This is a genomic window from Helicobacter acinonychis (assembly GCF_900461455.1).
Lineage (GTDB): Bacteria > Campylobacterota > Campylobacteria > Campylobacterales > Helicobacteraceae > Helicobacter > Helicobacter acinonychis.
On the sequence record NZ_UGIA01000001.1, the window covers coordinates 1,353,676 to 1,365,972 of the forward strand.

A 12,297-nucleotide genomic window follows, 5' to 3' on the forward strand; every position below is an offset into this window, starting at 1 on the left:
TTAGAAATTAAAGCCAAAGAATTTTTGCCTAACGCTAGGCTTATGGCAGCTGGGGGGCGTGAAGTGGTGTTTAAAGATAACGATAAAAAGGAAGCCAAGCTTTTTGAATACGGCATCAACGCAGTGGTGTTAGGGGACTATTTAACCACCAAAGGCAAAGCCCCTAAAAAAGATATAGAAAGACTGCTCTCTTATGGCTTGAAAATGGCGGCAAGCTGTCATTAATGAGAGAACTTTTTAAAAGCATCAGAGGGTTTTTGTGCCTTCTTAAAATGATTTTCCCCCAGCGCTTGAAAAACGCCTTTTGGGGGTTAAGCGAGTTGTTTTACTACGCTTCAAGCTTGAGTTTTTACACGATTTTGTCCTTATCGCCCATTTTGTTGTTTGTGTTCAGTCTTTTTGTGTCTGATTACATGCAAGCGCACAGCGGTGAAGTGGAAGCCTTGATTTTCCCTAACGCCCCCAAACTCATTGGTGCGATCAAGGATTTTTTGGAAAACTTTAAAAAAACCAATACGGCATTAGGCACTCTTGAAGCGGTGTCTATTGTGGTGGCGTTGGTGTTGTTTTGTGAAAATTACCGATCCATTGCATCCAAGATTTTTGATGCAAAGCCTAGGGATTATGCGCGTTGCAGAGGTAAAGAAATCTTTTTGTTTTGGGGGTTTGGCACGACTTTAGTGTTTTTATTCGCTTTGCCTTTGGTGGTGGTTAGAAAATTCTTTTTTATGCTCATAAGCTTTTCTAATGTAAGGGGCAAACCCAAAGGGGTTTTCTAAATTTTTCAAGGCGTTTTTCAAACTTTCTTCATCTTTATCTAAATTATCAAAATACTTGAGTAAAACTTCTCTGGTTTCATGACTCAAAATATCTGATCCTTTAAAAAAAGCAATGTCTGCATTAGCGACTCCATACACATAAATTGCATTAGGTTTAGGCAAGTTTGAATTCCACATGGGGCGAGAAGTTTGAAGATTTTTTTCACCCTTATCGTTTTTAGAGAACTTTATTTCAATTCCTACCAAATAATTAGGGGTAAAAACCAAAAAATCAGGGTAATTTTGTGATCCAAAAGGTTGGTATAAAAAATGGTCTGTAAGGTTTGAAAAAGGGTTTTTAAGGGTATGGGGGTGATTTTTTTCTAAAACTTGCTTTTTGAGTTGGTTAAAAGTGGCTTTGATTTCCTTGCTAGGCTTTTCTTCAATATGGCTTAATTCTTCGATTAAATCGCCATTGATTTCGCTAAAGTGTTTTTTTAATTCATTCCTGAATTTGTTTTCAAATTGCTCCCCTGTGTGAGAACTTGCAAAAAATTTTCTTTTATTGGTAATTTCTTGAAACACTTTTTCAAGCATGCATTTCCTTTAATTTGCAATATTCTTCCACAAAATCATAAGCAGAAAACCCCAAAACTTGCGTGTTTTTATGAGCGAGTTTGTTGAAATCAACCTGATTGATAATGGCTAAAGCCTCTTTGGAGTGGGCTTTAATGAAAAAGTATTGTCGGTTTTTGATAAGCAATTTTGCATTGGTGATCTTTTCGTTGTAGTCATAAAAGCCTTGTCTCACCACCGCAAAATCCCATTGGTATTTTTCTTTATTGAAATATTTAAGGGTGTGTGGCGTGTTATTATGAATATAAGTGATAAAATCATCATGGCGGATTTTGGGGGGTGCAATGATTCGTTCATCTTTAAGATTTAAAGCGATATTTTTATGCATATAGATTTGAAAAACGCATTTCACATCATAGGGGCGTTCATTAAAAAGAAAAGCGTTTTTTTCTAAAGGGGTGTTTAAAACCAATTTTGCACGCTTATCAATATGTTTTTGAATGGAATAGCGTTTGAACAAATTGGGCAAAATAAACGCCACGATAGGCGCTTCGCTTAAAGATTTGTTTAAAAAATCTAGGGCTAATTTCCCTCTATGCCCAAAAGGAGGGTTGCCAATAACAACACGCTTTTTGTTAAACCCAATCAACTCCAACAAATAATCTTTCTTTTGAATGCCTTGAGCGCTTGGGGCAATATCAAGGGCGAGGCAATTTTTAATCCCTAATTCTTTTAATGCATGAACAAAGCTCCCACTCCCTGCACTTGGCTCTAAAAAATGGAATGCACTTAAATCTAGCCCTAAACTTTGGGCGATGAGATCTTTTAATGAATCCAAACAAAATCGCACGATTTTGGGGTGGGTGTAAAAAGCGTCTAAATTCTTTTGTAAGATAGCATCACTAACCATTTTTGATCCAGCTTTTAATTGAAATCAAACCCACCCGCTTCGCCTAAACTCATGCTTTCATAAGCGGCGTTCACATAGCTTTTGCGAATCTCACAATTTAAAACCTGCTCGCACTTCAAGCAACTTACTACTTGCTTTTCTTCTTGGCATGCTTGCAATTTCAAAAGAGCGTCATTGAAACGCTCTTCATAGGCTAATTTTTTAGCGTTATTTTGCATCATTCCCCCTTTAGATATTTTTCTAAAATTTGAGCTTCGTGCTGGCTAGTCAAATAGCATTCGCTTTTTTCATGGTAACTTTCTACGCCCTGATCCAACAAACGCTTTTTAACCCCCTTATCAAAATAAAACGCTTCCCCCTTAGCTTTTTCAATGATCAAGGCTAAAGGAAAGACTTCAAAAAGCTTTCGTAATTTCTTTTGCGGATAAGAAAACACCCCACCCTTTTTGATGAGCACATGATGGACATCAGCCACCATAGATCCTGAATACCGCAAGCGGTAATTTTCTGTAAAAAATCCCTCTAAAGCCTTTTTCAAGCCCATAGAAAAATCCTTTTGATTGCCCCCACTAGCGACGATTTTACCCTTATTTTCTAAAGCGATGGTTTCTATAAAATGAAACTTGTTTTGATAGAAAGCGTAACGATAAACTTGATCTAAAGCCACCACTAATTCAATCTTATGCCCAAAAACCACATAAAGGCTTGCGGCTAAATTGTGAGCCTTATAATCCTTTTCATAAATCCCTATAATCGTGCCTACTAAGAAATTCGCCTCCATGACTGAACTCCCATCTAGTGGGTCATAAGCGATCAAATACGAGCCGTTTTCTTTAGTAACAGGTTTTTCTTTTTCTTCGCTAAAAACGCTTTTCACATTCTCTAAACTTAAAAAATTTTCTTCTAAAAATTTGTCTAGAGCTAAATCCGCTTTAATAGGCGTATCTCCGCTGCTATTTTCTAACTTGGTGTGGCTCCCTGCATCTGGTTTTTCTAAAATCTCTTGAGCTTTTTTAACTCCTTTTTCTAAAAGACTGATAACCTCTATAACAATGTTTGCATGCACGCCTTTAAAATGTTTGTAATCCATGAAAAACCCTTTTATGATTTGATTAAAGATGCTAATATTTTACTTGAAAACATTGAAAATAGGGAAGTATTTTGAAAGTAGCCCCAAGCCTTTTGAGCGCTGATTTTATGCATTTAGCCAAAGAGTTAGAGAGTGTGAGTAGTGCTGATTTTTTGCATGTGGATGTGATGGATGGGCATTATGTGCCTAATTTAACGATGGGTCCTGTGATTTTAGAAAATGTTACCCGAATGAGCAAAGTGCCTTTAGATGTGCATTTAATGGTAGAAAATGCGAGCTTTTTTGTAGAGTTATTCGCCCCTTTAAAGCCAGAAATCATCAGCATTCATGCAGAAAATGAAAAACACCCCCACAGAGTGTTGCAACTCATTAAAAGTTTAGGCATCACGCCAGGAATTGTCTTAAACCCTCACACGCATGAAGAAAGCGTTAAATACTTGCTAGAAAGCGTGGGATTAGTGCTTTTAATGAGCGTGAATCCGGGCTTTGGCGGACAGAAGTTTTTAGATTTAGTGCTAGAAAAATGCTTGAAAGTCAAAGAGTTGATCAAGCGCTACAACCCTAGCTGTCTTTTAGAAGTGGATGGGGGCGTGAATGATCAAAATATCTTTGAACTCCAACAAGCGGATGTGGACATTGTGGTTTCAGGGAGTTATATTTTTAAATCTAAAGATCGTAAGCTAGCTATTGAAGGCTTACAGAATGCCAATAAATCTCTTGCATAAAGATATTCAAGCCCTAATCGCTCGCTTAAAAAACCAGGATTTAAGCTTGGGTATGCTAGAAAAATCGCTCTCTCGCCTTATCTATGATGAAATCAATTTGGAGTATTTAAAAGCGTGCGGGCTTAATTTCATAGAAACGAACGAAAATTTAATCACGCTCAAAAACCTTAAAACCCCCCTTAAAGATGAAGTTTTTTCCTTTATTGATTTAGAGACCACCGGATCTTGCCCCCTAAAGCATGAGATTTTAGAAATTGGGGCCGTGCAAGTGAGCGGTGGGAAAATTATTAATCGTTTTGAAACCCTTGTGAAAGTCAAAAGCGTACCCGATTATATTTCTGATCTTACAGGCATCGCTTATGAAGACACCCTAAACGCCCCAAGCGTGCATGAAGCCTTGCAAGAATTGCGGCTTTTTTTGGGTAATAGCGTGTTTGTGGCCCATAACGCTAATTTTGATTATAATTTTTTAGGGCGTTATTTTGTAGAAAAACTGCATTGCCCTTTATTGAATTTAAAGCTTTGCACTTTGGATTTATCCAGGCGCGCGATTTTATCCATGCGCTATTCTTTGAGCTTTTTAAAAGAGCTTTTAGGGTTTGGTATAGAGGTCAGCCATAGAGCCTATGCGGACGCTTTAGCGAGCTACAAGCTCTTTGAAATATGCCTATTAAACTTGCCTAATTATGTCAAAACCACGATAGATTTGATTGATTTTTCCAAATGCGCTAACACTCTAATCAAAAGATCTCCAAGAGCCAGACACCAAGAGATCCCATCGCCATTCCCTCTTTTTGAGAGAACAAAAGGTTTGTTAAATATCATAAAAGCAACCAGTTAAACAAAAGCCGTTTAATGGGGTTTGACTAGGGCTAGGATTTTTATTGTTTTTAGTTGTAAAACCTATTGAGATTATCGCTTGTTTGCTTTAAAACGACTTGTTTTTAGCGTTTGATTGAATAGAAACTTTAAGGGTTGTAGGATTTCATCACGCCCTATAGTTGCAATATGGGGCAAACCGATATTTTAAGGAGCATGTTATACCAAAGCCACATAACAAACGCTCTTGGAAAGAATTGTACTTTGAGTTTGCTTTTTTTGGAGCTTAAAGGAGTCGTTTCTGTGAAACGCTGAGCTCAAGAGTGTTCCCTTAAGCTTTCAAGCTTAGGGGTTTCCTTTTCAAGTGGGTTTGTCTTTGATGGGGCGTTATGTTTGTTCTTTTTGCATAAGAATTTTAATAAGCATTGTCTTGCCAAGAGAGTTCCATTTCAAACTCTTTGCTCATTAACTCATATACACACTCTTTTAGATTTCTATAGTTATTGGCGCTAAAGTGTTTTTGACAGAAAGAAGTTCCACCAAAATATTCAAAATCATATTCTTTCATAGTATCTATAAGGTAAGTTCGTCTGTATTGGGGAGAATTGAATGTTTTTTAATCTTGTTGGATAAAAGTGTAGCGTGTGCATTCTCTTTGATAAGGCGGTAGCATAAAGGGTATTTTGATTTAAAATTCCATCATAGATATTAGAGTAACCTCTTATTTGATCGCCTTTTTCGTTGTTTTTGTATGAAATTTATTTTCTTAAAAGATATGGGATATGGGTTATTTGCAACACCTACCCCACAATATCCAACAAACGCTCTTCATGCCATAACTCAATCTCTTCTTCTTCTAGACCAAACGCCTTAGCTCTTTGGCTATTTTGATAGCGGTTTTTAGAGCCTTCTTTATGATCTTTATCGCTAATGGCTTGCATGTTTTCTAACGCCCTTGTTTCTTGGGCTAATTCAAGCTTACTTTGAAAGCTTTGTGCTAAATCTAGCATATCACTTCTTGCACCCTGTTGGATAGCAGAATTTAAAGGAGCGTTCTGGTTGATATAAGTTACATTGCCTAAAGCGGAAACACCCATGCTAACCTCCTTGAATGTTTAAGTGTCCTTTAGGCTAATAGTTCGGTATTTTGAGTAAATAACATTAGCTCCTTTGACAATTTTGACAAATTTTCGTTGCGTGTAGTCAATTTCGTAACTATTAAACACATCCTTTTGCATTTTAATTAACATCTTGGCTAATTCCATGATGATCTCATCTTTGGGTGCGTTCTTTTGGCAAAAAACGATCAAATGCGATCCAGGAATGTCTCTCACATGCATCCATAAATCATTCGCCCTTGCGTCTTGTAAAAGCTTGATATTTTCTTTTTGGTTTTTCCCTAAACCGATTTTAAAATCCTTATAATACAGCACTTCATACCCATTCATTGGGCGTTTGATTTTAGAATTTTTTACCGGCATAAACATTTCTAAAGCGCTTTCTTCTGTCGCTCCTTTAATATAATAGATTTGATTTTCTTTAAAGGCAATTTTTTCTTTTAGATTCTCTTCTTCTAAATACAAGAATTGCGATTTTTGTTTTTTTTTCTTGCTAAGAGTGAATTTTTTGTTGATAAAGGCGTTTAAGGGCATGCTCTTATCAATTTCAATCGCACATTCTTTATCTTCAAAATCTTTTAAAATCACGCAACTTTCATGCTTGTTAATTAAATGTTGATAAGTGAGCAATAAGGAGGCTTGAGTTTGTAATTCTTTGGCTTCTAGCTGCAAGTTTTTAGGGTTTTCTAAGTTCTCTAATTTTTCCTTTAAGCGTTCTTTTTGGGTATTTAATCGTTTGATGATTTGATTTTTTTTGTGTTCTAATTCTTTGTGTTGATAGAATAAAAAATCTTTTTCTAATATTTCTAACAAATCCTTAAAATCCAAATCCTCTTCTTGATGCTCGTAGGTATTAGGGGGCAATGCCCCTAAAATATCGTTTTTAGCGACTCTGTCATTGAAACGAAAGGCCTCTATCACGCATTTTTCTTTATCTAAAATCATAAGATTGGCTTTTTTAGGGATAAGCTCTAAGCGCAAAATAAAAGTCTCGCTCTTATAAGCTAAATCTTTAGCGCCTTTGATTTCTAAAATCCGATCGTTATCAATGGTATTTGCTTGTAAAATTTTGGCGTTTTTAGTGAATTTATTCAAACAAAAATCTAGCGCTAGAGCGTTTTTTAAAACGCTCTCTAGCGGTTTTTTAGACAAACCAATATAAGGCATATTCAAATCCACAACAAAGGCATATTTTTCTTTTGAAAAAGTCTCTAATAAAAAACTAGACGCATTCAAGCGTTTGAGAGTGAAGCTTGTTTGAGTGTTTAAAAATTCGCTGAATTTCTTTAAAAGAAAAAATTTCATTCTTGCGCCTTTAATTTTTCTTTAGCGAAAGAAATCGCACTCTCTATATTTTCACTCCCCCCTATCATGCGCGCGATCTCTAACACCCTTTCTTCGCTATTAAGGGTTTTTGCAAGGCTTTTGTGATTTTCTTTGAATACGAGAATATGGTTTTTGGCGACCGCTGGGATATGGACTTGGTGCGAAATGGCAAAGATTTGCGAATGGCTGCTCAAAGTTTCAAGGGCTTTAGAAACCGCTAAACTCTCTTCACCGCTCAAATTAGAATCCATTTCATCTAACACCAACACGCCTTTAAAATCCTTTAAAAACTCCATTTCTAAAAGCATGAACGCTAACCTCAAACGGCTGTATTCTCCAGAGCTTAAAGTCTCTAATTGGGAATTTTGTAAATTCAAAATAAGTTTTTGAGCGCCTTTGCTATTCATGGGGGCTTCTTCTAAAATCAAACTAGGGCTTTTTAACAGCAAGTCTTTCGCTTTAGCGCTTAAAAGGGCGTTAAATCCGGCTAAATGCTCTTTTCTAAAAACGCTTATTTGCTCGCTCAATTTCAAACATTCGGCTTTTAATTGTTCTATTTCTTTGTGGTGGGTTTCGCAATGATTGTCAATTTCTTCTAAATTATGAAGCTCGTTTTTAATGTGATTCAAACGCTCTTTAGCATGCGTAATGCTCCCATAATCCTTAATAATTCCGCTAATGATGCCAAGTTTTTCTAACACTTTTTCAATATCCAAATGCTCGCACTCTTCTAATTTAGCCTGCTCTTTTTCTAATAAGGCGCTTGTTTCCATTAAAGCGCTTTTTAAAAATTCAGCGCTATGACCCACGCTCTCTAAAGCATGCGTGATTTTATGGGTATTTTCTAGCACATCTAAAGCGAGGGCGATTTTATCGTTCAATTTTTCCTTGCTGGAGAGTAATTTTTTTTGTTCTAAAAGGCGTTCGTATTCGCCTTCTTCTAAATTTAAGCGCTCTAATTTCATTTTTTCAAAATTCAAACGCTCTCCTAAATCCTTTTGAAAACGCTTTTTATCTTCTAGCGATCGCATTTCTTTTTCTAGTTTTTCTAAATGGATAAAATTTTTTTCAAGTGTGTCTAAAAGGGGGCTAAACGCCTTGTTTTTATTTTTAATATAGCCATCTAGTAAGGAGAGCATTAAAATATCATTGAGTTCATTCTGGCTGAATCTATCGTTAGACAGGCGTTTAATAAGCCCCTTTAATAACGCTTTAAGGGTGTTTTTAGACAAGCTTGTTTGGTTTAAAAAATAGCGCGTTTTTTCTTTTTTGATCACGCTAATGGCTAAAGGCTCATTATGATCTTCTCTAAAAATGCCGTATTCTTCAGTGTCTAAAAAAGGGGCGATCAATTCCACTTCAATGTTTAAAGCGTTGCTCTCTTTAAGCCCAAACGCCCCTAAAAGGCTCGCAATAAGAACGCTTTTTCCCACACCACTAGCCCCACTAATCGCGCTCAAGCCGTCTTTAAATTCTAAATCTAGCTTTTCAAAGACAGCGTTTTGAAACACTCTTAAGCGCGTGATTTGAGCGTTATTGAAATCTTGCATGCTTTTTACCCTTTTTAATGTTTTTAGTTTTTTTTGCTAGAGCTTTCCCCCCATAACAGCTTTTCTTTAAGTACTTTAAAATAATCCCTTGAGTTTTTTTGCAAGAGTTTGGTGGTCGTGGGGCTTTTTTGAATGTATAGTTTTTGGTTAGCTTTCAAATCATAAGTGGCTTGCCCATCAATGATGACAAGAGCGTCTTTATTTGCACAAAAACTCAAGCAAAATTCCGCCCCTAGCACTAAGGGGCGTTGTGTTAAAGAAAAATCGCACAAGGGCGTTAAAACATAGCTTTGATTTAAAGCATGCACAATGGGTCCATGAGCGCTCAAATTATAGGCGGTTGAGCCTAGGGGCGTGGCAATGATAAGCCCATCGCCTTTATAGGTGTTAAAAGGCGTATGGCTCACGCAGGCTTCTATGTCTAAAATCCCTAAAGCTTCTTTTCTAGTGATCACAATTTCATTGATCGCATAAAAAGAGATTTCTTCAATACGACCCTCTAAAGCCAAATGCTCTTCTAGTTTGATTTTATTGTGTTTGAGATTTTGTAAAAAATCTTTTAATTCATTAAGCTCAATAGCGGTCAAATACCCTAAATTTCCCATTCTAACCCCAAAACATGGCTTATTGTAAGAATGCATCATTCTTAAAGCCCCTAAAATCGTGCCATCGCCTCCTAAACACAAAAACGCATAAGCTTTTTCTATCAAGCGTTCATCTTTCAACCCATTATCATCAGCCATAAAGCTTTCAAACCCTTCATCTTCTAAAAGCCTTAAAACCCATTCTTTAGCTTGTGTCAGCTCGCTAAAAAGAGGGTTTTGATGGTGGGTAGGCCGCACAAACACGCCGATAGTTTGGTGTGAATCTTTCATGCGTATATTGTAGCTTAAAGCTTGAAACAAAATTTTAAAAGATGGGGTTTTAGCTGCTTTTTTATCATGGTTGTGTAAATTTCATTTCTTTAAGAAAATGAGTTTTAAGGCAAGGCTAAAAATTCCAATTTTTAAAAAATAAAAAGTTTTGGTTATTTGTATTTGATGAGAGCAAAGTTTTATCTTTATTTACCAAAATATTTCATTTTAAACCTTTTTTAATTATTTTTTTGGTATTCTTTTCAAGTAACAAAAAATTATATTTTAGGGAGTCATAAATGAAAAATTTTTTTTCTAAACCTTTGCTAGCTTTGGTTATGTCTGTGAATACGCTATTGGCGATGGATAGTAATGGCGTGTTTATAGGAGCGGGTTATTTGCAAGGGGAGGCACAAATGCATGCGAATATCAATTCTCACAAACAAGTCACTAGTGCCCCCATCAGAGGCTTTGATGTGAATGTGGGGTATCAATTTTTCTTTGGGAAATACTTTGGCTTGCGCGCTTATGGGTTTCTTGATTATGCGCGTGCTAGCTCTCTCAAGCTTAAAAACCCTAACTATAAAAACTCTTTGGGTAAAGTTGAGCAATTGGCTGACCAAATCGGTGAGGATCAAGCCGATAACACCCTTTCTCAAGTCAATCGCTTATCCAATCTCGCTAACCCCAAGATCTTTTCGCCCAACATGCTCACTTATGGAGGGGCTATGGATTTGATGGTCAATTTCATCAACAATGGTATCATGAGTTTAGGGGTTTTTGGTGGGGTGCAATTCGCTGGGAATTCATGGATTATGTCAACGCCGAGCTTTGAAGGGTTTTTGGTGGAGCAAGCGTTGGTGAGTAAAAAACCCACTTCATTCCAGTTTTTATTCAATGTGGGTGCTCGCATTAGGGTCTTAAAACACTCTAGCATTGAAGCAGGCGTGAAATTCCCCATGCTAAAGAAAAACCCCTACATTACCGCAAAAGACTTGGATATGGGGTTTAGGCGTGTGTATTCGTGGTATGTGAATTATGTATTCACTTTCTAGGGTATTCCCCTAGAGTTTTAGCGTGCTTTCAATGATTTGAATCAATTATTCTTTTCTTTTTTCTAAACTTTTGGGCGTCCATTCTGCGTAGTTGAACGCAATATCTTTGGTTATATTATAACAAGTCATTACCTTAGAATTTTTCTTGCCTTGTGTGGTAGCATTCCCCTTATAGATTTCTTTTTTCTCTTTAAAATCCCTATTTGAAGCTTGCTTGTTTTTCGTGCCCCCTAAAGGCGTGAGATTGCCTAAAGAGTGTGTGTAAAGCTCTCTTTATTCTTCGCTAAAAGTCTTTCGCCCACTGGCTTGAAGGATTGGGCTTTTGAGGTAAGATGCGTTCAACATGAAAATCGTCATCCTTTTTAATATAAGTGGGGTTGGCGTTATCGCTCATAAAATAATTGACTAAAATGAGAATGGGATTGAGACATGAATTCTTTTTGTTGTTGAGGTTTTGATACAAGTTTTTATCTTCTAGGTTTTCTTTAAAGTGTTGCGTTACATTGTGATTATCTAAATAATTTTTTCATAATAAAAGTAATATTTTCAATGCTTTTCTTTTCTTTCAGGGCATTAATAATGTTGCAACAAGTTTGGCCGCGTGTGGATTTTGTCTGCCCTGCAATCCAATCTTGGTAGTAAAATTTGACTAACAATTCTTTTAAAGCGTCTATGTCTTTTTGGCTATAGTCGTGCAACAAACTAGTGCACAAAATAACACGCCAATAACCATCATTTCTTTAGCGTGTTTTAACAGCTCCCCCTTGAAAATATCTGTCGCGTTAACAAACCCCTAGCGTTTAAAACGCTAAAAATCCTTAACGCCATGCTGACATTGGGGCAAGTGGTTTTAATAAATATGACCCTAAGATAAAGCCACTTAATAAAAGCGTTAATGTCTCCAATCTCTTTTTTCAAGATAGTTTTTTAAGAAAATTGCATTTTTTAAGTAGTTGTTCTTGTTATTTTTATTCTTAATTTGCATGAGAACTATCAAAATATTTTAATGCATTCTCAAAATCTTTTTTAGCGTTAGACCCTATAGTGTTAAAACTCAGTCGTTTTCTTTTTTCTTCATCAGTATCGCTTAAACTCTTTTCTAAAAAATCTCTGCTAGTTCGGTTTAGATATTCACGATAAAGAACGGCTAAAACTTTTGCAAGTAAGATAAAAGCGCTTAAGCGTTGCTAGCCATCTACAATATCATAGGTGTTGGCATTGGTTTCAGGATCACTGCAAGTTACGATTAAGACTAGTGAGCCGCAAAAATAATCGCTTTCCCTATAATTTTCATAATTGAAAAACAAATCGCCTAAAAGCTTTTCGCAGTTCTCTTCTGTCCATTGATAAGGGCGTTGGTAGATAGGGATTTGGCAATAGAGTTCATTTTTTAAAATACTTCTTAGGTTGAGATCGTTGCTGTCAATTTTTTTGCCATAAAAACCCCTTGTATGATTTGGGATAGATAGATTATAACATTAAAAAATGTTTTTTTGAAATATTTCTAAATACTAAA

The 12,297-nt window shown here is 36.3% G+C and carries 11 protein-coding genes and 3 pseudogenes; 5 read left to right on the forward strand and 9 right to left on the reverse strand.

The window, feature by feature from the left end:
- Positions 1-12 precede the first annotated feature (12 nt).
- Positions 13-225, forward strand: a pseudogene (locus tag DYI00_RS06660) (biotin synthase); the annotation flags it as partial.
- Positions 225-710 (forward strand): annotated as a pseudogene (locus DYI00_RS06665) (YihY family inner membrane protein); the annotation flags it as partial. The pseudogenes DYI00_RS06660 and DYI00_RS06665, both read left to right, overlap by 1 nt.
- Here the strand turns inward: DYI00_RS06665 and DYI00_RS06670 are convergent.
- The 4 genes from DYI00_RS06670 to DYI00_RS06685 are packed head-to-tail and all read right to left on the reverse strand — an operon-like array spanning position 687 to position 3,334.
- A complete protein-coding gene (locus tag DYI00_RS06670) occupies positions 687-1,355 on the reverse strand; it encodes a hypothetical protein (protein ID WP_050711599.1) in 669 nt (222 codons plus the stop codon). The pseudogene DYI00_RS06665 and the gene DYI00_RS06670 overlap by 24 nt on opposite strands.
- The gene (locus tag DYI00_RS08085; protein WP_172460804.1) at positions 1,348-2,244 is read right to left on the reverse strand and encodes an SAM-dependent methyltransferase; all 897 of its coding nucleotides are present in this window, start codon (positions 2,242-2,244) and stop codon (positions 1,348-1,350) included. Before DYI00_RS08085 ends, DYI00_RS06670 begins: the two co-directional genes overlap by 8 nt.
- A gap of 14 nt (positions 2,245-2,258) precedes the next feature.
- On the reverse strand, positions 2,259-2,462 hold the full coding sequence (locus tag DYI00_RS06680; RefSeq protein WP_011578555.1) for a hypothetical protein: 204 nt from the start codon (positions 2,460-2,462) through the stop codon (positions 2,259-2,261).
- Positions 2,462-3,334, reverse strand: a complete 873-nt coding sequence (locus DYI00_RS06685) for a class 1 fructose-bisphosphatase (RefSeq protein WP_104709258.1) — start codon at positions 3,332-3,334, stop codon at positions 2,462-2,464. Before DYI00_RS06685 ends, DYI00_RS06680 begins: the two co-directional genes overlap by 1 nt.
- A gap of 71 nt (positions 3,335-3,405) precedes the next feature.
- Between DYI00_RS06685 and rpe the strand changes: the two genes are divergently transcribed.
- On the forward strand, positions 3,406-4,059 hold the full coding sequence (gene rpe, locus DYI00_RS06690) for a ribulose-phosphate 3-epimerase (RefSeq protein ID WP_011578553.1): 654 nt from the start codon (positions 3,406-3,408) through the stop codon (positions 4,057-4,059).
- The gene (locus tag DYI00_RS06695) at positions 4,037-4,900 is read left to right on the forward strand and encodes a 3'-5' exonuclease (protein WP_041600246.1); all 864 of its coding nucleotides are present in this window, start codon (positions 4,037-4,039) and stop codon (positions 4,898-4,900) included. The genes rpe and DYI00_RS06695 overlap by 23 nt, the downstream gene beginning before the upstream one ends.
- Before the next feature lie 778 nt (positions 4,901-5,678).
- Here DYI00_RS06695 and DYI00_RS06700 read toward each other — a convergent pair.
- The 4 genes from DYI00_RS06700 to DYI00_RS06715 are packed head-to-tail and all read right to left on the reverse strand — an operon-like array spanning position 5,679 to position 9,747.
- Positions 5,679-5,975 carry a hypothetical protein gene (locus DYI00_RS06700; protein ID WP_011578551.1) on the reverse strand — a complete coding sequence of 99 codons (297 nt, stop codon included), beginning with the start codon at positions 5,973-5,975 and terminating at the stop codon, positions 5,679-5,681.
- 18 nt (positions 5,976-5,993) lie between these two features.
- Positions 5,994-7,301 carry a putative RqcH family protein gene (locus DYI00_RS06705; RefSeq protein WP_011578550.1) on the reverse strand — a complete coding sequence of 436 codons (1,308 nt, stop codon included), beginning with the start codon at positions 7,299-7,301 and terminating at the stop codon, positions 5,994-5,996.
- Positions 7,298-8,872: a DNA repair protein RecN gene (locus DYI00_RS06710; protein WP_104709259.1), complete on the reverse strand. Its 1,575-nt coding sequence runs from the start codon at positions 8,870-8,872 to the stop codon at positions 7,298-7,300. The genes DYI00_RS06705 and DYI00_RS06710 overlap by 4 nt, the downstream gene beginning before the upstream one ends.
- Positions 8,873-8,895: 23 nt before the next feature.
- A complete protein-coding gene (locus DYI00_RS06715) occupies positions 8,896-9,747 on the reverse strand; it encodes an NAD(+)/NADH kinase (protein WP_011578548.1) in 852 nt (283 codons plus the stop codon).
- Positions 9,748-10,025: 278 nt separating this feature from the next.
- Between DYI00_RS06715 and DYI00_RS06720 the strand changes: the two genes are divergently transcribed.
- Complete coding sequence (locus DYI00_RS06720) at positions 10,026-10,781, forward strand: outer membrane protein (RefSeq protein WP_011578547.1); 756 nt, start codon at positions 10,026-10,028, stop codon at positions 10,779-10,781.
- A 45-nt stretch (positions 10,782-10,826) separates the two neighbouring features.
- On the opposite strand, the pseudogene DYI00_RS06725 reads toward DYI00_RS06720, so the two are convergent.
- A pseudogene (locus DYI00_RS06725) lies at positions 10,827-12,244 on the reverse strand (DUF262 domain-containing protein).
- Between the last annotated feature and the right edge of the window lie 53 nt (positions 12,245-12,297).

Bases quoted from the DNA above. Each gene is read 5' to 3' on its own strand.
- DYI00_RS06670 (WP_050711599.1), bottom strand. From the start codon at position 1,355: ATGCTTGAAAAAGTGTTTCAAGAAATTACCAATAAAAGAAAATTTTTT.
- DYI00_RS08085 (WP_172460804.1), bottom strand. From the start codon at position 2,244: ATGGTTAGTGATGCTATCTTACAAAAGAATTTAGACGCTTTTTACACC.
- DYI00_RS06685 (WP_104709258.1), bottom strand. From the start codon at position 3,334: ATGGATTACAAACATTTTAAAGGCGTGCATGCAAACATTGTTATAGAG.
- DYI00_RS06720 (WP_011578547.1), top strand. From the start codon at position 10,026: ATGAAAAATTTTTTTTCTAAACCTTTGCTAGCTTTGGTTATGTCTGTG.
- DYI00_RS06710 (WP_104709259.1), bottom strand. From the start codon at position 8,872: ATGCAAGATTTCAATAACGCTCAAATCACGCGCTTAAGAGTGTTTCAA.
- DYI00_RS06700 (WP_011578551.1), bottom strand. From the start codon at position 5,975: ATGGGTGTTTCCGCTTTAGGCAATGTAACTTATATCAACCAGAACGCT.
- DYI00_RS06715 (WP_011578548.1), bottom strand. From the start codon at position 9,747: ATGAAAGATTCACACCAAACTATCGGCGTGTTTGTGCGGCCTACCCAC.
- DYI00_RS06695 (WP_041600246.1), top strand. From the start codon at position 4,037: ATGCCAATAAATCTCTTGCATAAAGATATTCAAGCCCTAATCGCTCGC.
- DYI00_RS06680 (WP_011578555.1), bottom strand. From the start codon at position 2,462: ATGCAAAATAACGCTAAAAAATTAGCCTATGAAGAGCGTTTCAATGAC.
- DYI00_RS06705 (WP_011578550.1), bottom strand. From the start codon at position 7,301: ATGAAATTTTTTCTTTTAAAGAAATTCAGCGAATTTTTAAACACTCAA.